At 69.9% G+C, this 23,595-nt stretch carries 26 protein-coding genes; 10 read left to right on the top strand and 16 right to left on the bottom strand.

Going from position 1 to position 23,595, the window contains the following annotated elements:
• Positions 1-27: 27 nt before the first annotated feature.
• Together ACV530_RS05015 and ACV530_RS05010 are read left to right on the top strand one after the other, a co-directional pair.
• Positions 28-1,287, top strand: coding sequence for a class I SAM-dependent methyltransferase (locus ACV530_RS05015; protein WP_494330993.1), 1,260 nt, complete (start codon positions 28-30; stop codon positions 1,285-1,287).
• A 29-nt stretch (positions 1,288-1,316) separates the two neighbouring features.
• Entirely contained in the window at positions 1,317-1,928 is a 612-nt protein-coding gene (locus ACV530_RS05010) for a Uma2 family endonuclease (protein ID WP_494330992.1), read from the top strand.
• A gap of 8 nt (positions 1,929-1,936) precedes the next feature.
• Here ACV530_RS05010 and ACV530_RS05005 read toward each other — a convergent pair whose 3' ends face one another.
• The 4 genes from ACV530_RS05005 to ACV530_RS04990 all read right to left on the bottom strand — a co-directional run bounded on the left by ACV530_RS05005 (position 1,937) and on the right by ACV530_RS04990 (position 7,357).
• Positions 1,937-3,082, bottom strand: a complete 1,146-nt coding sequence (locus tag ACV530_RS05005; protein WP_494330991.1) for an erythromycin esterase family protein — start codon at positions 3,080-3,082, stop codon at positions 1,937-1,939.
• 33 nt (positions 3,083-3,115) lie between these two features.
• Positions 3,116-3,850, bottom strand: coding sequence for an alpha/beta fold hydrolase (locus tag ACV530_RS05000; RefSeq protein WP_494330990.1), 735 nt, complete (start codon positions 3,848-3,850; stop codon positions 3,116-3,118).
• 83 nt (positions 3,851-3,933) lie between these two features.
• Positions 3,934-6,651 (bottom strand): nSTAND1 domain-containing NTPase, encoded by a 2,718-nt coding sequence (locus ACV530_RS04995; RefSeq protein WP_494330989.1) that lies wholly within the window; start codon positions 6,649-6,651, stop codon positions 3,934-3,936.
• A 250-nt stretch (positions 6,652-6,901) separates the two neighbouring features.
• Complete coding sequence (locus ACV530_RS04990; RefSeq protein ID WP_494330988.1) at positions 6,902-7,357, bottom strand: MarR family winged helix-turn-helix transcriptional regulator; 456 nt, start codon at positions 7,355-7,357, stop codon at positions 6,902-6,904.
• A 94-nt stretch (positions 7,358-7,451) separates the two neighbouring features.
• Here ACV530_RS04990 and ACV530_RS04985 point away from each other — a divergent pair, with 94 nt between their 5' ends.
• Positions 7,452-8,690 (top strand): alpha/beta fold hydrolase, encoded by a 1,239-nt coding sequence (locus ACV530_RS04985; RefSeq protein ID WP_494330987.1) that lies wholly within the window; start codon positions 7,452-7,454, stop codon positions 8,688-8,690.
• Positions 8,691-8,746: 56 nt separating this feature from the next.
• On the opposite strand, the gene ACV530_RS04980 is transcribed toward ACV530_RS04985, so the two are convergent.
• The 7 genes from ACV530_RS04980 to ACV530_RS04950 form a co-directional block, all read right to left on the bottom strand.
• Positions 8,747-9,163, bottom strand: a complete 417-nt coding sequence (locus ACV530_RS04980) for a PIN domain-containing protein (protein ID WP_494331158.1) — start codon at positions 9,161-9,163, stop codon at positions 8,747-8,749.
• The gene (locus ACV530_RS04975; RefSeq protein ID WP_494330986.1) at positions 9,163-9,387 is read right to left on the bottom strand and encodes a type II toxin-antitoxin system VapB family antitoxin; all 225 of its coding nucleotides are present in this window, start codon (positions 9,385-9,387) and stop codon (positions 9,163-9,165) included. Before ACV530_RS04975 ends, ACV530_RS04980 begins: the two co-directional genes overlap by 1 nt.
• 71 nt (positions 9,388-9,458) lie before the next feature.
• On the bottom strand, positions 9,459-10,448 hold the full coding sequence (locus tag ACV530_RS04970; protein WP_494330985.1) for an MASE1 domain-containing protein: 990 nt from the start codon (positions 10,446-10,448) through the stop codon (positions 9,459-9,461).
• Between the two features lie 68 nt (positions 10,449-10,516).
• Positions 10,517-11,359: a PP2C family protein-serine/threonine phosphatase gene (locus ACV530_RS04965; RefSeq protein ID WP_494330984.1), complete on the bottom strand. Its 843-nt coding sequence runs from the start codon at positions 11,357-11,359 to the stop codon at positions 10,517-10,519.
• Positions 11,360-11,424: 65 nt separating this feature from the next.
• Positions 11,425-12,282, bottom strand: coding sequence for a hypothetical protein (locus tag ACV530_RS04960; RefSeq protein WP_494330983.1), 858 nt, complete (start codon positions 12,280-12,282; stop codon positions 11,425-11,427).
• A gap of 216 nt (positions 12,283-12,498) precedes the next feature.
• Positions 12,499-12,681 carry a DUF397 domain-containing protein gene (locus tag ACV530_RS04955; protein ID WP_494330982.1) on the bottom strand — a complete coding sequence of 61 codons (183 nt, stop codon included), beginning with the start codon at positions 12,679-12,681 and terminating at the stop codon, positions 12,499-12,501.
• Entirely contained in the window at positions 12,678-13,484 is an 807-nt protein-coding gene (locus ACV530_RS04950; RefSeq protein ID WP_494330981.1) for a DUF5753 domain-containing protein, read from the bottom strand. Before ACV530_RS04950 ends, ACV530_RS04955 begins: the two co-directional genes overlap by 4 nt.
• Positions 13,485-13,647: 163 nt before the next feature.
• Between ACV530_RS04950 and ACV530_RS04945 the strand changes: the two genes are divergently transcribed.
• From ACV530_RS04945 to ACV530_RS04935, 3 genes are all read left to right on the top strand, one after another.
• Positions 13,648-13,791: a hypothetical protein gene (locus tag ACV530_RS04945; protein WP_494330980.1), complete on the top strand. Its 144-nt coding sequence runs from the start codon at positions 13,648-13,650 to the stop codon at positions 13,789-13,791.
• 154 nt (positions 13,792-13,945) lie between these two features.
• Entirely contained in the window at positions 13,946-14,128 is a 183-nt protein-coding gene (locus ACV530_RS04940) for a hypothetical protein (RefSeq protein ID WP_494330979.1), read from the top strand.
• A 206-nt stretch (positions 14,129-14,334) separates the two neighbouring features.
• Positions 14,335-14,673, top strand: coding sequence for a hypothetical protein (locus tag ACV530_RS04935; protein WP_494330978.1), 339 nt, complete (start codon positions 14,335-14,337; stop codon positions 14,671-14,673).
• A gap of 223 nt (positions 14,674-14,896) precedes the next feature.
• Here ACV530_RS04935 and ACV530_RS04930 read toward each other — a convergent pair whose 3' ends face one another.
• Together ACV530_RS04930 and ACV530_RS04925 are read right to left on the bottom strand one after the other, a co-directional pair.
• On the bottom strand, positions 14,897-17,572 hold the full coding sequence (locus ACV530_RS04930) for a glycosyl hydrolase (protein WP_494330977.1): 2,676 nt from the start codon (positions 17,570-17,572) through the stop codon (positions 14,897-14,899).
• Between the two features lie 89 nt (positions 17,573-17,661).
• Positions 17,662-18,591, bottom strand: a complete 930-nt coding sequence (locus ACV530_RS04925; protein WP_494330976.1) for a zinc-binding dehydrogenase — start codon at positions 18,589-18,591, stop codon at positions 17,662-17,664.
• A gap of 151 nt (positions 18,592-18,742) precedes the next feature.
• On the opposite strand from ACV530_RS04925, the gene ACV530_RS04920 reads away from it, so the two are divergent.
• Positions 18,743-19,408 carry a TetR/AcrR family transcriptional regulator gene (locus ACV530_RS04920; protein ID WP_494330975.1) on the top strand — a complete coding sequence of 222 codons (666 nt, stop codon included), beginning with the start codon at positions 18,743-18,745 and terminating at the stop codon, positions 19,406-19,408.
• 91 nt (positions 19,409-19,499) lie between these two features.
• The gene (locus ACV530_RS04915) at positions 19,500-19,958 is read left to right on the top strand and encodes a carboxymuconolactone decarboxylase family protein (RefSeq protein ID WP_494330974.1); all 459 of its coding nucleotides are present in this window, start codon (positions 19,500-19,502) and stop codon (positions 19,956-19,958) included.
• A 21-nt stretch (positions 19,959-19,979) separates the two neighbouring features.
• Here ACV530_RS04915 and ACV530_RS04910 read toward each other — a convergent pair whose 3' ends face one another.
• Positions 19,980-20,558, bottom strand: coding sequence for a Uma2 family endonuclease (locus tag ACV530_RS04910; RefSeq protein WP_494330973.1), 579 nt, complete (start codon positions 20,556-20,558; stop codon positions 19,980-19,982).
• 405 nt (positions 20,559-20,963) lie between these two features.
• Between ACV530_RS04910 and ACV530_RS04905 the strand changes: the two genes are divergently transcribed.
• Entirely contained in the window at positions 20,964-21,395 is a 432-nt protein-coding gene (locus tag ACV530_RS04905) for a hypothetical protein (RefSeq protein ID WP_494330972.1), read from the top strand.
• 64 nt (positions 21,396-21,459) lie between these two features.
• Entirely contained in the window at positions 21,460-21,924 is a 465-nt protein-coding gene (locus tag ACV530_RS04900; RefSeq protein WP_494330971.1) for a hypothetical protein, read from the top strand.
• Between the two features lie 45 nt (positions 21,925-21,969).
• On the opposite strand, the gene tsaD is transcribed toward ACV530_RS04900, so the two are convergent.
• A complete protein-coding gene (gene tsaD / locus ACV530_RS04895) occupies positions 21,970-23,100 on the bottom strand; it encodes a tRNA (adenosine(37)-N6)-threonylcarbamoyltransferase complex transferase subunit TsaD (protein WP_494330970.1) in 1,131 nt (376 codons plus the stop codon).
• Positions 23,084-23,569, bottom strand: a complete 486-nt coding sequence (gene rimI, locus ACV530_RS04890; protein WP_494331157.1) for a ribosomal protein S18-alanine N-acetyltransferase — start codon at positions 23,567-23,569, stop codon at positions 23,084-23,086. Before rimI ends, tsaD begins: the two co-directional genes overlap by 17 nt.
• Positions 23,570-23,595: the final 26 nt, after the last annotated feature.

Genomic DNA, 23,595 nt, shown 5'->3' with positions numbered 1-23,595 from the left:
GATTCTCTCCACGTTTCACTGGGTGCCATGACGCGGGTGCGTCCCAAACCGGGAGCAGCACCGGAAGCAGCCACTTGGCCGCTTCTCGGCGAGAATGAGCCGGTGTCCGCACCGAACGACCTCACCGCCTTCACCGCCCTCCTCACCGACGAGGGCCGCAGCCTCCTCGACAAGCTCCGCGACCACGACCCCGCGCAGGAGCTCGCCACCGCGACCCGGCTGCGCCGGGAGCACCCCGCGGAGCTGGTGTCCGCCGCGCTCGGGCAGGCGCGGCTGCGGCAGCGCGCGGTGGCGAAGTTCGGCGCGCAGGACGCGTACCGGATGTTCTTCACCCCCCACGGCGTGGAGCAGGCCACCCGCGCCTCCGTCGCCGCCCACCGCGCCCGCCGCTTCGCGGCGCTCGGCGTGCGGCGGCTCGCGGACCTGTGCTGCGGCATCGGCGGCGACGCGATCGCCCTCGCGCGGGCCGGCGTCGAGGTCCTGGCCGTCGACCGCGACCCGCTGACCTGCGAGGTCGTACGGGCCAACGCCGCCGCGCTGGGCCTGGCCGACCTGATCGAGGTGCGGTGCGCGGATGTGACGGAGGTCGACACCGCGGGGTACGACGCGGTGTTCGTCGACCCGGCACGGCGCGGCGGACGCGGCCGGATCTTCGACCCCGAGGCGTACTCCCCTCCCCTGTCCTGGGCGATCGAGGCGGCCCGTACGGCCCCGCACGCCGCCCTCAAGATCGCACCCGGCGTGCCGCACGAGGCGATCCCCAAGGACGCCGAGGCGGAGTGGATCTCGGACGGCGGCGACGTGAAGGAGGCCGTCCTCTGGTTCGGCACCGACCCGGGCACCCACCGCGCCACCCTCCTCCCCGACGGCGCCGCCCTCACCGCCCGCGGCCTGCCGGACCCGGACGTACGTCCCGTGGGCCGCTACCTCTACGAGCCCGACGGCGCGGTCATCCGCGCCCACCTGGTCGCGGAGGTCGCCGACGAGCTCGACGGCGGGCTGATCGACGAGACGATCGCGTACATCACGAGCGACGAGCTGCGCCCCACGCCGTACGCGGCGGCGTACGAGATCACGGACGTGCTGCCGTTCAACCTCAAGAAGCTCAGGGCGATCGTCCGCGAACGCGGGATCGGCGTGGCCGTCATCAAGAAGCGCGGCTCGGCGGTGGAGCCGGAGGAGCTGCGGAAGAAGCTCAAACTCGAAGGGGTGAACTCTTGTGTGATCGTCCTTACGCGGGTGGCAGGGGCGCCGACGATGCTGCTGGGGCACCCGGCCCGGGCGTAGCCTGGCAACAGCGACAAGGGAGGACAGCGATGGCCGCCGATCCCATCACCGCTCCGGTGAGCGAGCTGCAGGACCCCATCGATCTGCTGATCGCGTTCGAAGAGGCATCCGAGGTGCCGATTCGACCCGAGTACGTCGAGGGGACGGTCATCGTGCCGCCACAGCCGAACGACAACCACAATCACGGTGCCTACGACCTGTCCGTACAACTGCGCATGGCGGGATTCCAGCGGGTCGGCATCGGCAACGGGTTTCGCAGGGGCGTCATGGCGAAGGGCGTCGATGAGACGCGCGACCTGGTTGTCCCCGACTTCTACGTCCTCCGTCGCAAGCCCACCGATCTGGACGAGGCATATCGCAGGGCCCACAGGGGCTGGTACTCCATGGAGCTCCTCGCACTGGTGGGAGAGGTCACGTCCACCAACCACGAGACGGACACGGGCCCCAAGTGCCGCACGTACGCTGCCGCCGGTGTTCCCGTTTACATCCTGGTGCACCGTCGGGAGGGCAAGGTCTACGCCTTCTCCGATCCCGTTCCGACCAAGGCCCGCTACACCACCAAGGCCGAGGTGGAACTCGGCCACAAGCTGCCGCTTCCCGCGCCCTACCCGCCGCTCGACACCTCACCCCTGCTCCCCTGACCCAACCCTCACGACAGCCAACTCACCGCCGACGCCTGCCGGATGTGGATGAGCACGTCGAACGCATCCGCGAGGGAGCCGACGGTCATGTGCTCCGCGGCGTCGTGGGCCGGGTCGTAGACGCCGCTGATGACGCGGGCCTTGGCCGGGCCGTCCCAGTGGCGGCGTACGGGGTCGTGGCGCAGGTCCAGCCAGTGGGCGGGCAGGTCCGTCTCGCCGAGCTTCGCGTCGATCAGGTCGGCGGCCGGTTCCGGGACGACGGTGACGCCGAGGTCTCCGTGGTGGAAGCCGATCGCGACGGATACGTACTCCGTCCCGTGGCGTTCGCGCAGGACGCTGCCGACGCTGGGCTGCGGTCCGCGCTCGGGTGCCATGCCCAGGGTGGCCGGGGCCGCCGACGTGTGGGCGATGCCGTCCCAGTAGACGACGCGCAGCCCGGTCCGGCGCTGGTGGTCACTGATGGCGCCGGCCCACATCGCGGCCTCGCCCGCGTAGTTGTTCCGTCCGGCGACGCTGTGTTCGTGGAAGTCCGCGATCAGGCGCATCCGCGCCAGGATGCTCTCGTCCGTGCCGGGCAGGGAGCGGAGCAGGGCGAGCGCGTCGCGGGCGTGGTCGGCGAACGGGCGTCCCGGGTGCGTCCCTTGGGCGCGCTGTACGTGCTCGTCGACGCGGTGGGCGGTGCGGATCGGGTCCAGGTGGGAGGCGAGGTCCGCCGACCGCTCCGGGGCCGTCGTACGGACGTGGTCAAGTACGGCGTCGTAGTCCTCGGGCCGTGCCTGTGCGGGCTTCACGCCGAAGATACGGACCGGGTCGCCCGGGTGGTCCCGGTTGAACTCCCGGATCCACTCCAGCGTCGCCGCCATCTCGGCGGTGCGCCACGGGCGCCAGGCGCCGGCGAGGGCGGACTCGGCCGATCCCTCGCCGGTGTGCACGTAACGGTCGAGTTCCGCCGCGGCGTTGGCGCTGTCCTGTACGGCCAGCGCCCGGAAGCCGTGGTGCCGGACCAGGCGGCGGAAGAGCTGGTCCTGTACGTCGAAGGTCTCGCGGGCGAAGCGCGTGGACTCCCCGATGCCGACGATCGTCGCCCCGGCGGCGGTTTTCTCGGCGATCTCGTCAAGAGGAAGGGGCGGAAGGGACAGGAGGGCGTTTGTCATGGCCTCAGGCTCACACCTGAAGTTTGGTTGAGGTCAAGACGCGATCTCGTCCAGCACGGCCGCCAGTTCGCGCGGGCGCGAGAACATCGGCCAGTGTCCGGTGGGCAGGTGGCGCAGATCCATCGCGGCCATCGGCGCGAAGGCAGGGTTGCCGCTCCCGGCGAGCGCCCGTACCTGCTCCGGGGTGAACGTCGACGCGATCACGGAGCAGGGCGTGTCCGGCAGCGGGTCCGGGCGGTCCAGCGAAGTGGTCGCGGTCGCGAACGGCTGGGGCGAGCCGAACTCGCGCATGCGCGCGATGTGTTCGGGCGTCAGCTCCGCGATGTCCCCGGCCTCCACGTCGATCCCCGCGAGCACCGGCAGCCGCCAGCCCTCGCCCTCGTCCGCGACCCTCCGGCGCCATTCCTGCTGCGTCTGCGGCGCGTTGAAGTCGATCACGGCCATGCCGCTGGGCAGCGGGCCCGCGTCCACGTACACGATCCGCGCGATCCGCTCCGGGATCCGGTCCGCGGCGCCGGAGACCGGCAGGACGCCGCCGCTGTGCCCGACGAGCACCACGTCCCGCAGGCCATTGTCCTCGATGACGCGGACGATGTCGTCGATGTGCGTCTGCGCATCCGTCTCCGGCGTCCCCTCGGCGGCCCGGTCGGCCAGCCCGGTCAGCGTCACGGGATGCACGTCATGTCCCGCCGCCCGCAGCTCCCGCGTCACGTCCTCCCACGCCCACGCGCCGAGCCAGAATCCGGGAACCAGAACAATTGCGGCCATGGGGCTGCCCTCACTACTCCTCGTGCCTGTCTTGTGACGACGTCTCCGAGGCTAGGCGTGATGCGGGACACCACGCGTCCTAATTACCGCCCCATCCGGTGGCACGTGGCACGGATCCTGTCGGGCCACTCGCGGGGCCGGGAACGGCTGAGCGCACAGAGGCGCGTCACGACCCGGTCCACGTCGAGGTCCCAGAGCCTGAAGAGCCCCTGGGCGTAGACAGCTGCCAAGGTGTGGGTGTCGTGGCCGAACCCCAGGGCCATCACCGGCTGCTGGGGCCATGGAGGCCTGGCGGGGCTGACCAGTTCGAGGACCGTGCGGTGAGTGCGGATGTCCCACAGCAGCATGGTGCCGTCGCCCCGGGTGACGGCGAGCAGCCACCCGTCCGGCGAAAAGCCCAGCTTCGTGTGCAGATCCGCAGACGCCCCGTAGAGGACATCGGCAGTCCGGTCCGAGACCGTGTCCCAAAGCCGGACGAAACGCGCGTTGAGAACGGCGATGGCCAGTGTGCGGCCGTCAGGGGAGAACGCCATGCGCACCGGCAGCGGGGACTTGTCGTCCCCGCGCAGCGTGGAAAGGATCCGGCGCCCGTCGGCAGTCCAGATCCTGAACCTGTGCTGCTTGTCGGAGACGGCGAGGGCACGACCGTCGGGGGAGAACACTGCGGAATAGCCGGGGACGGCCGCAATCTCGTTTCCCGAGGCCACGTCCCACAGGCGGACGGTCACACCGTCTCCCGTCAACAAAGTGCGGCCGTCGACAGAAAAGGACAACGGGTGGGCCGCCTCTCCACGGTGCCCCAGTTCCCTGAAGACGCGCTTCGTTGCCGCATCGCAAAGCTCGATGACGCGCCGCCCCTTGTCGACGACAGCCAAAAAGCGGCCGTCGTCCGAAACAGTCCCTCCTCTCCTGACGACATCCACCAGCGCTCGGTCCCGACCGACAACGACCGGAATGTGCCCTCCGGCACTGAAGTCCACCCCATTCACGGCGCCAGCAACATCCGAATCGGTTTGATACCCGCCGTAGGCGTTGAGCAGAACGCTGCGGGCCTCCATCGTGGGATATTGGTCGTAGCTGCTCAGCGCAAGCGCCATCGCGTCCTTGGGATTCTCGTCCAGCAACACCGTAGCCCGCGCGGCGAGTTCGCGAGAGGCGACGATGCTGCGTTGCTCGCGGGCGTTCCGGAATTGCTGGTACGCGACACCGCCCGCGACCAGTGCAAGCACCAGCAGAAACGCGAGTCCGCCGACCATCTGGCGCAGCCGCCTGGTCCGGCGCCGTTCCCGCTCCTGCTCGGCGGCCTCATGGTCCGCGCCTGCGTCGAGGAAGGCCTGGGCCACCGGCCCGAGCGAGGCGCGGTGCGCGGGTTCGGCGGCCCACTCGCGGGCGATAGCCAGGCGCGTACCCCGGTGGAGCAGGCTCGCGTCGCGGTCCTCGCGCTCCCACGCCTCGGCGGCCTCCAGCAGCGACTGCCGGGTACGCAGGCCCGCGCGGTCCTCGTCGATCCACTCGCGCAGCCTCGACCAGGCACGCAGCAGCGCTTCGTGGGCGAGTTCCACATGATCGGCGTCCAGCGTCAGCAGCCGGGCCCGGACGAACACGTCGAGCACCGCGACGGCGGTTTCCGGGTCGGGGGCCCGCCCCAACAGCCTGCCGCGTTCCATGCGGTGGCCGGTCTCCCCGACGTCGTTGACGTGCACGAGCTGGAGCAGCAGCTGACGTGCCACGGTCCGCCGTTCGGGCGGCAACGTGGTGTACGCGCGCTCCGCGGTGGCGCCCACCGCTCCGGAGATCCCGCCGGTCAACTGGTAACCGGCGACGGTCAGGACGTTGCCCTCGCGGTGCTGCCACGTGGCCAGCAACGCGTGGGAGAGGAGCGGCAGAACCCCGGGCGAGGCGTCGCGCAGCAGCAGCTCCACCAGCCCCGGCTCCACCTCCAGGCCCGCTTCCTTGGCGGGGCCGGTGATGGCCTCGCGCAGTTCCGGCTCGCTCATCGGCCCCAGCAGCACATGCCCGTGCTCCAGAGCGGCCAGCAGCTCGGGGTGGGTGAGGCACTGGCCGTAGAAGTCGGCGCGCAGCCCCAGGACGACCAGCTTCGCCGGACGTTCCGCCAGGGCGGTCAACGCCTCGATGAAGCAACGGCGTTCGCGATCGTCCTGGCAGAGCGTGAAGGTTTCCTCGAACTGGTCGACGATCACGACCACCTCCGGCACGGCGTCGGAATCGGAATCGGCCAGGCTTTCCACGGAGAGCTCCGTACGCCCCGTCGCCTCGGCCACTGCGGCCAGCAGCTGTTCCACCGGATGCTCGCCCGGCGTCATCAGCACCACCGGCCACCGGCCGGTCCCCTCGGCGGGGAGTACACCACGGGCAAGGGCCGGTATCAGACCCGCCCGCAGCAGGGACGACTTCCCCGCCCCCGAACGGGCCACCACCAGCAGCGGACCGACCCCCTCCACATGTTCCGCCGCCTTCGACAGCAGGGCAGCGGTCGCCTGGGACCGGCCGAAGAACCACCGGGCGTCGTCCGGCCCGTACGCCGCCAGACCCCGGTACGGGCAGACATCCCCCGCCGTCGGCCCCGTGAGCGTCTTCTCCAACAGACCGTCGGTGTCCAGAACTTCGTCACACGCACGCGCCAGAGCGGCCGTGAGTGGCTTGTCACCGTTCTCGACCTTGCTCAGATGCCCCTTGCTGTAGAACACCTCACGCGCCAGAGCCGTCAGCGACATGCCCCGCTCCTGCCGCAACCGGCGCAACTCCGCGGCAGCCTGCGCGCTGTTGTCGTCCTCGTGCATGGCTCGCACTGTCGCATCGAGAACCGGCCGGACCAAGAGCACTACCGGCCACACCGGACGCGTACCGCATCACCCCTGGTCGCCGCCGGTTTCCCTGTTTCCGTGCGTCGTCGACAACGGGAAACCCCTCGACCAACGGCGCCGTACCACCGCAGAGTTACTGCAGTCGGCACGCCTCTGCAACACCCGGGCCTCGTACGACCCATCACGGGGGTGTGGGTACACAACAGCCCGGGGCAGGGCGTGCCGCTCACGGCAAGGAGTCGAACTCCCTCGCAAGCCCCTCGATGGAAGCCAGCAGCGCCCTGAGTTGTTGCTGCTGCTCCTGCGGAATGCTGTCGCGCAGCCGGCGCTCGAGCTCCAGCACCCGCTCGTCCGCCTGACCGAGCAGCGCCTGACCGGCAGCCGTGATCCGGGTTTCGCGTACGTGCCGGTGGGTCGGATGCGGGGTGCGCTCGATCCAGCCGGCCTTCTCCAGCTTGGCGACGCTCTCGTTCATCGCCTGAGGGCTGACGAAACATCGACGGGCCAGTTCGGCACTGGTGATACCGGGCGTCTCGGCCAGCAGGACCATCACGTTGTACTGCGTCATCGTCATGCCCGCCGCACGCACCGCGGCCTCCTTGGCCGACTGCGTGGCGTGCTCGGCGTTCTTGATCGCGGTCAACAGCCGCTGTTTCGGCGCGAAGTCGAAGTCAGGGTCCATGGGGGAACTATAGAGCCTTGACGACTATCAGGGCTCTTGATAGATATCTAGGCACCTGCCAACACGCCTGCCGATCGATCAGGAAGGTCTCCTCATGACCCCCGCCGCACCGATCACCACCCCCGCCACCGATGTGGCCCTGTCCTACCTGGAGGCCTTCGGCCGAGGGGACGTCGAAGCCGCGCTGGACATGCTGACCGACGACGTGATCTGGCACGTCGACGGCGCCCCCTGCGTCCCGACCACCGGCCTGCGGCAGGGCCGGGACCGGATCCGGCAGTGGATGGCAGGCTTCCCCGCCGCCTTCGAACCGCTCGACGGGGAGACCCTGACCGCGCACGGCCTCGGCGACGAGGCCCTCGTATGCGGGCGCTTCCGCTTCCTGGCACGCCCCACCGGCCGGGTCGTCGAGGGCGACTACGCCATCCGTTTCACCCTTCGCGACGGAAAGATCGCCCGCTACCAGATCTTCGAGGACTCCCTCGCCCTGGAGGCCGCGTTCCGGCCCGACGCCGCCCCGCATGCCGGCCACACCGTGCGCGTGAACGACACCGTCTACGGCTACGACGACACCGGAAGCGGACCGGTGGCGGTGTTCCTGCACGGCCTGTTCGCCGATCGCTCGATGTTCGCCGCCCAGGTCCGCGCCCTGAGCCGTACGCACCGCTGCATCGTCCTGGACATGCCCGGCCACGGCGCGAGCACCTGGCCCGCCGACGGCTGGACCCTGGACGGCATCACCGACGACCTCGCCCTGCTCATCCGCGAGAAGCGCTGGGGCCCGGTGACGGTCGTCGGCCAGTCCCAGGGCGGCATGGTCGCCATGCGCCTCGCCGCCCAACACCCCGAGCTGGTACGGCGCCTGGCCCTGCTGGGCACCTCCGCCCGCCCCGAGCCCCGGGAGCGACTGGACCTGTGGCGGCGGCGCCGTGCCCTCCTCGGCTCCCCTTCGGCTTCGGCCGAGGAACACCACGCGCTGTTCGCCGGCCTCCAGCAGGACGCCACCGACCCGCGCTGGCGCGCGGCCGACCCCGCCGCGGCCGAGGCCGAACTCCGGGTGATGACCGGCCACGACCCGGCCGCCATGCAACTCGCCCTGGACGCGGCGGTATTGCACCGCCCCGACATCCGCCACCTGCTGCCCGCCATCGAGGCCCCCACCCTGATCCTGGCCGGCGAGACGGACCGGGCCATGCCGGTCGAACTGTCCGTCGAGATGGCGGAGTTGATCCCGGGCGCCGGTCTGGAAATCCTGCCCGGAGTCGCCCACCACGCCCCCCTGGAGGCCCCGGAGCAGGTCACCGGCCTCCTCGCCGGGTTCCTCGGACGCTGAAGTCGACGCAGCGCCAACGTCAAGTGAACGCGATTACCGGGCGGTTGTGCGGCCCGTCAGCCGGGCAGGTTGTGGACGCTCCGTTCGTGCACGTCCTGCGCGTTCCGCGCCACCGTCGCGAAGTCGTTGTCGTCGTGCAGCACTGTCAGACCGTGATGCGCCGCGACGGACGCAACCAGCAGGTCGACAACGGACAGACCGCGATGCTCGCCTGCCTGCGTAAGCCGGTACTGGGCAGCCTCCACCCACTGCCAGGCACTCTTGGGCACAGGCACATCCGCGTAGAGCTCTGCGAACATCTCGGTCATCGCGTCATACTCACCGCGGTCACGCGCCGAGCTCTTGAACTCGGTCCGCTGCGGTTGGCAGGAACCCACTGCCCCATTGCCGATCACTTCGGTCCAGGCCGTACGCAGTTGCTTGTCACGCTGAAGGCGCCAGAGCGCGGACGAGTCGATGACATACCGAATGATCACCGGTCGCCGCCGCTCTTCTCTGCCGAGTGACGGCGCTCCCAGGACTCGTAGTCCCACGTCTCCGCGAGCCCTGCGTACCGCTCCAGAGCCGCGATGCGGCGGTGGCGTTCGGTGAACTCCCTCAGGGCGGTGTTCACCGCTTCCTTCTTGGTCCTTATCCCGGACACGCGCATCGCTTCGGCCAGCGCCTCGTCGTCAAGATCGATCGTGGTCAGGCTCATCGCTACCTCCATGTTGAAAGTAAACGCTCTGCGTAAACAGAGTACATATCCGGAGCGGACACCGCCTGGGGTCAACTGCCGGCCGCCCCCCTCCCCGGGTCCAGGCGGGCGACGACCTCGGCCAGGGCCGTGCAGGTCTCCCGGAGCTTGCGTTGCGTGTCGTCCCGTTCGGTGAACAGCGTGGCCAGCAACAGGGCTGTCAGCGCGACTGTTCCGTTGAAGGCCTGGATCGTGAACATCGTGGCGAACAGGCCGCCACGGCCGGCGAACGGCGTGGCGCCCTCGGCGACGGCGAGCGTGGCGATCAGGGAGACCAGCAGGGCGCAGGGTGCCGCTCCTGCGAGCCGGAACCGCAGCGCGGCCCAGATCAGCGGGGGGAAGACGAGGAACAGCAGGTGGAGCTCGGTTCTGGTGACCGCCGCCGTCGTGGCGACGGTGGCGACCACGGGCATGATCGCCTCCACGCTGCGGCGCAGCGGAGGGACCTCCCAGGGCAGCCGGACCCGGCAGAGGAGCAGCAGTACCGGCGTGACCACGAGTACGCCCATCACATCCCCCGTCCACCAGACCGCCCAGGCGGTCCCGATCTCGCTCGTGGGCAGTGCCCCGGAAGCCGTCAGCGAACCGATCGCCACCACCCCGCCCATCAGCGTCCCGGCGAGCGCGCCGAGGAAGACCAGCGCCAGCGCGTCCTTCAGCCGGTCCAGCTCGGGCCGGAACCCCACGCGCCGCAGCATCAGATAGGCGCCGACCGGGGCGAGGGTGTTGCCCGCGAAGACCCCGATGTCGGCGAGCTGAAACGGCGCGTTCGACAGGGTGATGCACACGGAACCCAGCGTGATCCCCGGCCAGATCTCCGGCCCCACGACGAACATCGCGGCCAGCACGATGCCGAGCGGCGGCCACATGGGCCCGACCGGCTCGCCCGCCACCGACGTCACCGTCGCCAGCTGGGAGAGCTTGCCGGTGCCGAAGTAGACGGCGGCCGTCACCAGGATCCACGCGCCCGCGATCGCGAGACGCCGGGGTTCGTCAATGCGTTTAATGCGTTTAATGCGCACCACGGCAGCATCAGACAGCCTTCCCGAGCCGGGACCGGCGGTGACACGCGGCGGCAGGACCGTCTGTCTCACTCAGCCACGTCGGCGGGCACCTCATGGCGCAGGACGAGGACCGCGGCGTCGTCCGTGTGACCGGTGAGGTCGGCCACCTCGATCACCCTGGCGGCCAGTTCGTCGGGCTCGCTGCGGACACCGTCGCGCACCAGCCGCGCCACCTCCTCGAGCCCGGCCTCCATCGGGTACGACGGCCCCTCGACCACCCCGTCGGTCAGCAGCACCAGGACCCCGGGATCGCCGGTCAGCCGCCGCCTGCTCACCGGATACTCCTCGTCCGGCGCCACCCCGAGCGGCATGCCGCAGGTCTCGTCGCAGACACCCCATCGGCCGTCGGCCGTCGCCCAGATCACCGGTACGTGACCGGCACGGGCGTCGGACAGCTCCCGGGTGACCGGGTCGAACCGGAGGAGGGTGCAGGTGGCGAAGAGCTCTCGTTCCATGGAGAGCACCAGGTCGTTCGCGCGGCTCAGTACCTCTCCGGGGTCGTCGGCAATGGTGGCTACGGCACGTATGGCGATACGGACCTGGCCCATGAAGGCCGCCGCCTCCACGTCGTGCCCCTGGACATCGCCGATGGCGAAGCCCAGCGCCCCGCCGGCCATCCGGAATCCGTCGTACCAGTCGCCACCGATGTCGAGCCCGGCGCGAGCGGGCGCGTACCGGGCCGCGGCCCGCAGCCCCGGCGCCTCCGGCAGCACGGACGGCAGCATGTCCCGCTGCAGAGCCATGGCGAGATCCACCCTCGACCGATGCTGCTCGCTCTTCTCCAGCGCCTGATCGGCCAGTTGACCGAGCGCGGTCAGCAACTCGTGGGTGTCGGATTCGGATGACGCTCTGCGACGACTTCGGCCCATGAACCCTCCTCAACCAGGGTATCCACCGGCTTCAGCCTCCGCTTTTCGAGCGGGTCACATCACCGTCACCCCACGCGCCGCCCGACCCGTTCGCACTCGCGGTTGATCGCCCGCAATACGTCGACCCGGGCACGGACCTCGGCCGCCGGGAGGGCGTACGGTTCGCGCGGCGGCGCCCCCTCGCGGCACGTACGGCAGATCCCGCCCGGGAGCGCGTCTGCCCGGCCGGGCGTACGGCATACCGTGCACTCCATGATCCGGAGTGGCGGCTCCGGCAGGACCTCCGCCTCCGGTGGCATCCGCTCGGTGAGGCGACGGCGCGCGAAGCCACGCGGGTGGTTGACCTCGGGCGGCAGGCCCGCAGTCAACGCCCGTACGACGTCCGCTGGTTCCGCACCCCGCGCGAGCCATTCGGCGGCGAGCGCCTCGAGTTCCTTGCAGTCGGCCGCCGACAGCGCCATGCGGGGGTCGGTACGGCCGACTGCCGCGAGCGTGCGGTACGCGTGACCGCGCGGATGGGGGCGTGTGGGCGGGGTCTGCGGGGCGCCGCCTGCGAGCAGGGCGCCCCACCAATCGTCGTCCCGTGCGGTGCGGGAGAAGTACGAGCGCGTCACCCAATGCCAGGCGCCGTCCTCGCTCTTGAGGTGCTCGGTGACGCGGCGCAGGTGACCGGCCTCCGAGAGCCGGTTGAGGGCCGTACGGCACGCCGCCTGGCCGTATTCGGGGAGCTGGGCCGCCAGCGACTTGGCGTCCATCGCTGCGCCCTCGGGGAGGCGGTCGATGAACGCGGCGATCAGCGCCTCGCGGGACTTGAGGTGCGCGAAGTGGCCCGCGCGACGCGGGTCCTGGTCGGGCGCGCTGCGCTTGCCGTAGCCGGGCTTGGCCATGGGGTGGGTGGGAGCGGTATCGTGCTGAACAGCCATGAGATCGGCCTTTCGATCTTGGTGGTCAGACCCCGGTTTTTGGTGTTGCGAGCACCGACCGGGGTCGCTTGCTTTTGGTGGGCACGCTAGAGGGCGACGACGTGCCGTTGCAAGCTGATCACGCGAAGTGAACTCGTGTGGTATGCGCGGGGATTGGGTGGGTGGGTGGGTTTATCAACCCACCATTCCTTAGAGGGAGGGCTCGGAGCCCGGAGCTCAGACTTCGGCGGCGGAGGAGATGAACGCCGCCCAGGCGGCGGCAGGGAAGGCGAGTTGGGGGCCGGGTATGCGCTTCGAGTCCCGGACCCGTACGCCCCGGCGCCCGGAGCTCACTTCAACACACTCGCCGCCTTCGGTGTTGCTGTAGGTGGACTTGCGCCAGGCCAGTTGCGTACTCACAGTTCCTCCGCCAGCTTTCTGATGAAACGCACGGACTCGTCTGCGCTGAACGACCGTTGAGCGACCATGACATAGCGATGGGCCACGAGCCGAACCTTGTCCGTCTCGCCGTAGAGCACGCCCGACTGCTGCCCTTCCTCGTAGGCCAGGGAGTCGTGTTCGGGCATCTCCAGAAGGACGAACGACCCGTTCAGTCCGGGGTGCACACCGCTCTTAGCGGGCATGACCTGAATGGTCACGTTTCGCCGCTCGCTCGCCGAGACCATGTGCATCAACTGCCGCTTGTGCGCCTCAAGGCTTCCCAGCGGGTTCCGCAACACGGCCTCTGCGATCACGAAGTTGAACACCTTGGTCGGCTTGTCCAGCATGACTTGACGGGCAAGCCTGGCAGCAACGCGAGTTTCGATCACCTCATCATCCAGTGGCGGCCAGTGACCGGAGAACAGCAGCCGCATCGTCTCCTCGGTCTGCAACAGGCCAGGAAACAACTGCGGTTGGTAATTACTGATTGCAACAGCCTCCTCCTCATGTTGCATGAAATCCTGGGAGTACGAAACGAACCGCTCCGGCTTCAGATGCTCGTGCCCCGCAACGAGCACCCCAGCGGCCCCGCACATCTGATCCGCGACGCGCAGCAACCGCAACGTAGGGCGCCGCCGCCCCAACTCCATGGACTTCACGTACTCATAGTCGTACGCGGCTTCCTTCGCGAGCTCCGCGCGCGACACCCCCGCCCGCTCCCGCCACAGCTTGATCTGCTGACCGCAGTACCGCCACGCGACCGGTGGCTCCGCCTCTGCCATCGCGTCCCCTTCTCCCAGGTACCGGCCCCGCCCGTACCCAAACCGCTACTACCGAGCGTAACCACTCACCGCAACGCTGGTCACCGTGAACAGCGAACTTCCACCCCGCGGGTCATTCGTGATCGACACGCGCACCAACCGAATCGGCCAAGTCATGGACTGCATGGACTCATTGGTGCAGCTGCGCCCGCCCGGCGGCGGCCTCGAGTGGGACTGCCCGTGCAGCGCGATCCGGCCCGCGACGCACCGAGCCGTCCTCTGCGACCCGGCCGCGGAGGCCCGGCTCCGCCGGCAGCTCGGCCAGTAGCGCGTGCTCGCGCCTCCCGGTCGCCGGGGGCCGGTTTCCTGGCTGCTCGTTTGAGTGAGTGGTGCATGTCCGGCCATCGGCTTGGGCAGTCGGGGGAGGACTCGAATCGATCACCGAGTCGGGCCAACTCCCCATCGCTGAAAGGCATATCGCCATGCGTCGCATCACCGCCGCGCTCCTGGGAGCCGCCGCGCTCCTCGGCGTCCTCACCACTCCTGCCATCGCCGCTCCCGACGACGGCACCGCTTCGACCGCCGTCTCCTCTGCTGTTGCCACGGCCCAGAACGCCGTCGCGGGCGTCGTGGTGACCGTCACCAACGTGACGGACACTCTGTAGCCGACCCGTGCGGACAGCGTCGCCCGCCCTCTCCCGGCCCGTGTCACGGCCGCGGGGGCGGGCGATGCCTTTTGCCGGGGCTACTCCGAACGAGGCAGGGATAAACGTTTCGTCATCCTGGACCGGGTGAGGCGACGCTTACCCGGGGTTCACGCTGGGCAGTGCGGGGACGACTGAGCAACTCCCTTCCACGTGAGGACGACCTGATGCGCCTGCGTGCCATCGTCTCGGCCGCCGCCTGTTCCCTGATGCTGCTCCTGACCTGCCCCGGCTCCGCCGAGGCCGCCACGGGTGACTTCCTCTACACCTACGTCGGCTCGGACGGCAAGGAACACCGGGGGAAGATCCACAATCCTGCGACCCACGACTGCTACGACATCGATGAAGCGACAGAGGACCATCCCGTGCACTCGCCGCACAACAGCACGGATAAGAAAGCCAACGTCTATGAGCAGTCCAGCTGCGCAGGCAAGAAGTTCGTCATCGCGGCAAAGACGGGTGATGCCGGCCCGAGCGTGAAGTTCCGCTCCGTGGCCTTCAGGTAGATCTGGCCGCGATGCCCTGGTGCGGGCCGGACCAAGGCCTGCACCAGGACAGCACCTCAGGCGGACTCCGGCTGCTCACGAACAGGCGCCGCCTCTCGGCACATACGATCACGGCACATCCAGACAGCACCAGCCCACGCGGCTTCCCGCCCAGCACAGTTACGAGACATGCACATGGCGGTGTGCGCTCAACCAAGCACACACCGACCACCGTTGATCACCCTTACCCGAGAAGACGCCGCACGTCGAACGACCAGATGCCCCGCCCATGCGTGGCCGCATACAGCCGCCGGTCCGGGCCGAGTCTCAGTTCCAGCACCGCAGTACTCGGCAGATCACGCCCGACCACCTTCCACTGCGTGGACCCGGCAGCCCGGTGGAAGACGGCAAGGTCGGTGCCCAGCACCAACCCACCGCCACCCGGCAGCAGCGTGACCGAGTTGGCCGGAACGTCCGGCAGGTTCGCCGAGATGTCGGTCCACTCCGCACCGCCGTTCCGCGACTCGAAGACATGGCCAACGCCCGCGCCCGGGCCCTCGGTCCACTTCCGCGAGAAGCCGTTGACGGCCACGAACACATGCTGCGCGTCGGCCGGGTCGACGTCGAAGCCGGAGATGTAGCGGTTGGGGAGGGCCCCCTCCACCGGCAGGTTGAGCTGGTGCCAGCCCGTACCGTCCGCGTTGCCGACCGCGATGCCGCGGGTGAAGCCCTGGCTGTCGCACGGGCCGCACCAGCCGGCGTAGACCGTGCCGCCCGATGCCGCCACCGCGGTGGCCACATGCCCCTCGCCCAGGTCGTACGCGCTCTTCCACTCCGCACCGCTGCGGATCGCGAAGCCCTTGTTCTGCACCCACACATGGCGCCCGCCGGCGATCCAGGTGTTGGTGTTCTTCGCGTCGGAGGCCAGCGGGGCGATGAAGCGCGCACCGGCACCGCCGAGGTCCTTGTCGGGCGGCGCGACCTCGTACTCGGTCGCCTTGGCCGGGTCGGCGGACCAGGCGCCGTTGTTCACGCCGCAGTCCTGGGTCACCCACATGTCCAAATAGACGTATTCCTGCGCGATGTTGCAGCCATTGGCCGGGTCAGTGATCGTGTCGGCGCCGTCGCCGCCGAAGTTGGAGCCCATGACCCGGTCACGGCCGCGCAGCATCGACTGGCCGTTGTCCTGCAGCCCGCCGGTGACGGCGACCCCGCCGTACGTACGGTCCCGGCCGACGCCGACCGAGTAGTACTGCAGCGTGTCGATCGTCCCGTCGGCCAGCGACTGCCAGTCCTTGGCGTGCCCGCCGGAGTCGACCGCGCCGGTCAGCGGGCGCCGGTAGACGCCGCCGTCGTTGCCCACGTACACCCACGGCTTGCCGTGCATGCTGCCGATCGCGACCGCGTGCTGGTCGGAGTGGGTGGTCGGGAAGCAGTCACCGGTGCGCTTCGCCGGGTCGACGCTCCAGCACGGGAACGGGAAGTTCCAGTACGGGCCGGGGGTGAGCCAGCTCGTACCGCCGTTCTTGGTCTCGAAGACCTCCTCCAGCCCCAGGTAGACATGGTCGGGGTCGGCCGGGTCGACCTGGAGGAACTGGTTGTACCAGGCCTGGATGCCCGGCATATAGCCCCCGGTCTGCAGGGCCGAGCCGGATGCCTTGAGCTTGTTGTAGTCGGCGATCTGCGTCCACGGCCCGGACGGCGAGCCGGACTTGGAGACGTAGACGCCCTTCAGCCCGCTGTCCGGATTGCTCGCCATCTGTGCCGGGGACTGGTCGACGGCGTAGAGGCGGGAACCGTCGGCCGCGGCCGCGAAGGTCACGTTGCCGACGTTCGCGGCGTCGGTCGGCAGATCGCCGAGCCCCGAGGCGCGCTGCCAGCTCCCGTCGCGCTTCTCGTACAGGCCGTTGTAGCCGTCGCCGTTCCGCCAGCCGACCGCGAGCAGGACCTTGCCGGGGTCCTTCGGGTCGACCGCGATGTCGTTGGCGATGTTCTTGTACGGGGCGCTGCGGTCCGAGGCGGACAAACCGCCCGGCAGGTAGGCCGGGTTGGGCGCGAACTCCAGCTTCCACGGCCCGGACAGGTCGGTCGTGGAGTGCGTCCACACGCCGCGGCTGGTGGCCGCCCAGACCGTGTCGCCGGCGAACCGCAGCGCATGGATCACCGTGCTCTCCAGCTCCGGCCCGCCGACCCGGTCCGCAGGCCGGAACGTACCGTGCCGGGGATCCTTCAGCACGTAGACACCGGTCCCCACGAAGGCCGTTGCCCCCGTGTTGGACTCGCCGGTGGCGTACCAGAGCCGGTTGCCGCGGTCGAGGGCGAGGGTGCCCGTGGACAGCGACGGCAGCTTGTCGGCGATCGGCTGCCAGTGCCCGCCGCCCGTACGCGACCGGAACACGCCTCCGTTGGCACCGCCCGCGTAGACGTAGCCCTGGTCATCGGCGGCGAGGCCGGTGATACGGCCGGTGACGTAGCCGGCGCCGCCGCTGGAGTTGGAGTTGATGTCCCGGTAGCGGGGGTCGTCGGAGTCGTACGGCCGCTTGGTGACGTGGTCCCAGGCGCCGCCCGTACGCGGCATGGACTGCAGCTGCCGCCACGCGGCCCCGTAGGCGCCGGGCGCGATCACGCCGGGGGCGGTGCGGGCCTCGGTGAACTGGGCGGTGGCCTCGGCCGAGTTCTCGGCCTCGTCGGTGTCACCGCCGCTCTTGCCCGGCGCGAGCGTGTTCCGCCCGTGGCCGGAGTGGATCAGCCTGCTGTGCTGGCGGCCGATGTCGGCCTGGTGCCGTGCGTGCCAGGGCCTGGGCTTGGGTGCCACAGGCCCCGACGCCGCGTACGACTGCGTACCGGCCAGCCCGAACGCAACGGCTATGGCGGCGCAGGCCATCAACCGCCGTCTGCGTCTGTGCCGATGGGGCATCATGCGCGCTCCTCCCTACGAGGGGCGGGCCTGGACGCGGCCCGCTCACGGGAGGACAGCTTGGCGTGATCACGTCACCTTGGGAAGGCGTCTCACCCCACCTCGAGCACCGCCTTGCCGTGCAGGCGCCGCCCCAGCAGCAGCTCCACCGCCTCCCCCACGCGCTCCCATCCACCCCGCCACGAGACCTGCACGTCCAGCTCACCGGATGCGACCCGGGATGCCAGCCAGGTCAGGTCCGGCGCCACATCACCTACCGCCAACAGCATGAACGTGACGACGGAGCGGTCGTGCCGCTCGGGGTCCGCGAACAGGGCACCGTACGGGAAGCTCTCACCCTCGCCCGAAGAGTGGCCCACAGCGACCAGGGTGCCGGATGGCGCCAAGAGGCCGTGCGCCTCGACTAGTTGGGGCCCTCCCACCATGTCCAGCACCCCGTGCACCGGCTCGCCGACCTCGCCCGGCGCGGCGACCACCTCATGCGCCCCCAGCGCACGCAGGCTGTCCCCGTGCGCGGCGGGATCGCCCGTCGACGCGATGACGTGCGCCCCGCCCATCCGGGCGAGTTGAACAGCGTACCGGCCGACACCGCCCGTCGCACCGGTGACGAGGATGCGGCGCCCGAGGAGAGGCCCGACCCGGTGCAGGGCCCGCAGTGCGGTCGCGCCCGCGACCGGCACCGTACTGATCGCGCCGAGGTCCGCGCCCTCCGGCGCGATGCCGATCAAGTTCGTGTCCACAGCGCGCAGTTCGGCCCAGGCGCCGCCCGCGCCGAGGGTGACCACGGGCGTACCGGCCGCCGGACCCGAGCCGTTGGCGGCGGCGCGCTCGACGTACCCGGCGGCGTCCCAGCCGAGGACCGCGCCTTCTGCCGCGCCGGGGATGCCGAAGCGCACCTCGCCGTAGTTGAGCGATATCGCGGTGACCCGGACCAGCGCCTGGTGCGGGGCCGGTATGGGATCGGGGGCCTGGCCGAGGCGGAGCCCGGCGGGCTGGGCGGGGTCGACGAGCAGGGCGCGCATATCGGTACGCCTTTCGGTGGGTCGAGAGCCTGAGTCGAGAGCCTGAGTCGAGGGCCTGGGTCGAGGGCCTGGGTCGAGGGCCGACCGCACAGTTATGCCACTGAGTGGCGCAAGCCTGCAAGTGGCATTCGCGCCCTGGTACGCTCCCGGCATGAGCACCGCGCTGCCCCCGCACGACCCCGACACCCGGCTCCCGCTGCGCGAACGCAAGAAGCAGCGCACCCGGCAGGCGCTGATCGACTCGGCGCTGCGGCTGTTCACCGAGCGCGGCTTCGACAAGGTGACGCTGGACGAGCTCTGCGAGACGGTGGAGGTCTCCAAGCGGACCTTCTTCCGCACGTTCAGCAGCAAGGAGGACGTGGCGAGCGCGCCCCTCCAGGACCTGTGGCTGGCCTTCACCGACGACCTCCGAACCCGCGACCCGGAGGACGACCCGCTGCTGGAGCTGCTCCAGCGGTCACTGTTCGCCGCCCTGGAGCAGATGACCGCCGAGGGGTGGCCGCAGCGGGCTCGCCTCAACTACCAACTCACCGAGCGGACACCCTCGATGAAGGCACACGGCCTGCACTTCTGCGAGGAGGTCACGCGCGAGGCGCTCGGTGTCCTGCACCACCGCCTGGCTCTCGGCGAGGACGAGGACGGCGACCTGCGGCCCCGGCTGGCCGTGGACCTCCTGGTCGCGGGCTTCCACTGCGCACTCGCCGCATGGACGGCGACACCGGGCGCACCGGACCGCGAGGAGCTCGCCTCCCGGATGCGGGAGGCATTCGCGGCGGTGCCGGGGGCGTTGACGCTGCGGGCGACGCTGCGGGAGTGACCCCGCTCACACCGGCATCGGCCTGTCACATTCTCCGGTCGCGTTCCGTCATAGCTGTGAACGACGAGAACGAACGAAGGAGAACGACGCCATGCAGGCACGTATGCAGAACCCCGCCCAGCTCCTCCCCGAAGCCCTGCCGGCCATCTACACCCTGATGAACACCGCCAGGAAGGGCGGCGTCCCGGAGTCGACGCTCGAGCTGGTCCACCTGCGGGCGAGCCAGATCAACGGGTGCAGCTTCTGCGCGGTCGGCGGTGCGCTGCACGCCAAGAAGGCGGGCGAGACCGACGAGCGACTGCACGCGGTGGCGACGTGGCGCGACGCCCCGTACTTCACCGACGCCGAGCGCGCCGCCCTCGCCCTCGCCGAGTGCGCCACGCGGCTGGCCGACCGTACCGACCCGGTGCCGGACGACGTCTGGAACGAGGTCGCCAAGCACTACAACGAGCAGCAACTCGCCGCGCTGGTGCTGTGGATCGGGATCACCAACCTCTTCAACCGCTTCAACGTCACGACCCGGCAGGTCGCGGGCTCGGTGGAGTGGTAGCGGTCGGGGCGAAGCCCCGCGTCAGCTCGCGATGTCCTTCAACTCGTCAGTGTCCAGGGCGAATCCGACCGGCTCGGGAAGCGTGACCGTCTCGCCGAACGGCCGGGACACCGAGCTCAGGTACTCGCCGTTCCTGGGCTCGGAGTAGACGGTGACCATGTGGCGGTCACGGCCGACCAGGAGGTAGACCGGGATGCCGACCGCGGCGTAACCGGCGGGCTTCTCGACGCGGTCGCGCCGGTTCGTGTCGGCGTCGTGCGACGTCACCTCGACCGCCATCAGCACGCCGTCGGCTTCGGCCCACTCGCCCTTGCCGGCGCAGTACCGCTCGGGAGCGAGGGAGCCATCAGGACGCGCCCTCCCTTTGCGATACTGCTCGACCTTCAGCCCTTGCTCCGGATACAGCCACGCATCGGGAACGTGCTGCATGCACTGCTTCTGGAGCCACCTGACGATCTCCCCGTGATCCCCGTCCGGCGTCGGCTTCACCTCGATCTTTCCGTTGATGAATTCCAGGCGCACGTTCTCGGGCGCCGAGCCCGCCAGCTCCTCGAACTCCTCGACGAGGATCAGGGAACGGTCGGTGGTGTCACGGGTCATGCGATTCCTTTCATGTCCGCGGCAGACCTTCGGACGGCCCCGCTCAGCAGGACCGCCAGGTCGGGACGTTAGGGGGCGACAACGATCCATCGCAAACGTGCCGTAAAGCGTGGACACATCTGCTAGACAAGCGAATTGGTCAACATCGCGCCCCGCAGCACCCGCTCGGAGTCGTCAATCGGGTACCGGTTTCCTCGCGGCCGACGGCCGTTTTTGTGAGGAAACCGGTACCCGGTTCGCTTTTCAACAGGCCTCCTGGGATCGGGGGCCGGGCCCGCCATCGCCGCCACGCATCTCCTCAGTGATCGCACGCGCACCATCCGCAACCCCCATTGACCCCGGCCACCCGCAAGGCGTTCACTGGCAATAAGCCCGCCCATAAGGCGATTTGTGAGGTGAAGCCCCGTGAATGCCCTGCCGAATTCGCACCGCCTGCGTGCTGCGGCAATCGCAGCTGCATGTGCCACCGCGCTGCTGGCCGGTGGCGCCGGTACGGCGGTGGCCGCGGCGGCGTCCTCGGACGCCAACGGGATTGTCGCCGCGGCGTACAAGAAGCCCGCTCCCAAGAAGGAGTCGATCACCGTCTCCGCGAGCGCGAAGACCGTCAAGCACAAGGGAACGGTCACGCTCAGCGGCAAGGTCATGAACATCAAGGACGGCAGCAAGCTCACGGTCCAGCACAAGAAGGGCAACAAGTGGACCGGGCTGCACGCCAGTACCACCGTCAAGCACGGCAAGTACAGCACCAAGGTCAAGCTCAACAACAAGGGAACCGAGCAGCTGAGAGTGGCTCACGGCAAGACCTACTCGTCGGTCGTCACCGTCAAGGTGACCTGATCACGGTGTACGTCTCCCCTGCGATAGGTTGTCATGTCCAATTTCCATCGCAGAGGAGAAGTACGTGCGTAAAGCAGCACAGTTCACGGGGGCGGCGCTGGTCGCCGCTGTGCTGATGACCGGTTGCGGCAAGAGCGGCGACGACGGCGGGAAGAAGGCGGACGGCGCGACGGCAGCGAGCGACGCTCCCGCCGCGGACAAGGGTGGCTCCGGGATCAAGTCCGGGGATCTCAACGGCGGTTGGGCGGCCGGCAAGCTGACGGACCAGAGTCTGGTCGTCCTTGCCGTGCACGACGACCGGGCGTCCGTGTCCGCGAAGACCGCGTGCTCGGGGACCGTGGACTACAGCGCCCAGCCGGTGACACTGTCACTCAAGTGCCTTGACAGTGCCGACACGGAGCACACCAAGGGCGCCATCAAGAAGTTCGACGGGAAGTCCGTGACGGTTGCCTGGGCCTCGGGCAAGGAGGACACCCTCGCCAAGAGCCTGGAGGGCGGCAAGCCGACCGGCATGCCGAAGCTTCCCTGATGGAACGGGGACGGGCGGGCCCACCGGCCTGCCCGTCCCCGTTCGTCACGAGTACAGGTTGTCCTTGCTCAGCTCGTGGAAGTGGTCGTGGGAGTGGTCATGGGAGTGGCCGTGGCCGTGGTCCTCGCCCGGCACGTGCGTGTGCGTGACCGGGAGCGACGAGTCCGCCGACAGGTCCCACGACGACGCCGACCGTCCGCGGGCGACCATCTCCGCACCGAGCGCCGCGACCATCGCGCCGTTGTCCGTGCAGAGCTTCGGGCGCGGGACGCGCAGGGTTATGCCCGCGTCCTCGCAGCGGCGCTGGGCCATCGCGCGCAGGCGGGTGTTGGCGGCGACGCCGCCGCCGATCATCAGGTGGTCGACGCCGTGATCCTTGCAGGCGCGGACGGCCTTGCGGGTGAGGACGTCCACGACCGCCTCCTGGAAGGAGGCGGCGACATCGGCGACCGGTACGTCCTCGCCCGCCGCGCGCTTGGCCTCGATCCAGCGGGCGACGGCGGTCTTGAGGCCGGAGAAGGAGAAGTCGTAGCGGGGGTCACGGGGACCGGTGAGGCCACGGGGGAAGCGGATGGCGTCGGGGTCGCCCTCGCGTGCGTAGCGGTCGATGACCGGGCCGCCCGGGAAGCCGAGGTTGAGGACACGGGCGATCTTGTCGAACGCCTCGCCCGCCGCGTCGTCGATGGTCGAGCCCAGCGGGCGGACGTCGGAGGTGATGTCGGGGGCCAGGAGGAGGGAGGAGTGGCCGCCGGAGACCAGGAGGGCCATGGTCGGCTCGGGCAGGGCGCCGTGCTCGAGCTGGTCGACGCAGATGTGCGAGGCGAGGTGGTTCACGCCGTACAGCGGCTTGCCCAGGGCGTACGCGTAGGCCTTCGCCGCCGAGACGCCGACGAGCAGGGCGCCCGCGAGGCCGGGGCCGGCGGTGACGGCGATGCCGTCGAGGTCGGAGGCGGCGACGCCGGCGTCCTTCAGGGCGCGCTGGATGGTCGGGACCATGGCCTCGAGGTGGGCGCGGGAGGCGACCTCGGGGACGACGCCGCCGAAGCGGGCGTGCTCGTCGACGCTGGAGGCGACCGCGTCGGCGAGCAGCGTGTGTCCGCGGACGATGCCGACGCCGGTCTCGTCGCACGACGTCTCGATGCCGAGGACGAGAGGTTCGTCAGCCTTGCGAGCCATGGGGCATTCCTTGCGTTGCGGAAGAAGTCGGGTCGGTCAGGCGCATGACGAGCGCGTCCACATTGCCGGGCTGGTAGTAGCCGCGGCGGATGCCGACGGGCTCGAAGCCGAAGCGCTCGTACAGGCGTTGGGCGCGGGTGTTGTCGACGCGCACCTCGAGCAGCACCTCGCGGCACTCGAAGGCGGTCGCCGCGGACAGCAGCTCGCCCAGGAGCCGGGAGCCGAGGCCCGTGCTCCAGTGCTCGAAGGCGACGGCGATGGTCTGGACGTCGCCGGTGCCGTCGATGGCGGCGAGCCCGGCGTAGCCGACGACGCGGTCGGTGTCGTCCACGGCCACCACGTAGCGCCGGTTGGCGTTCGGGCCGCGGGCGTGGGCGAGCTCGGACCAGAAGAGGCCCTTGGACCAGGCATCGTCCGGGAAAAGCGCGCGCTCCAGCTCCAGCACGGGCGGGATGTCCCACCAGCGCATCTCGCGGATGCGGACCTTTTCCGCGC

Source organism: Streptomyces sp. SX-6 (genome assembly GCF_059089585.1).
Note: the sequence above shows the minus strand (reverse complement) of the source record. Positions and strands in the feature narration are given on the sequence as shown.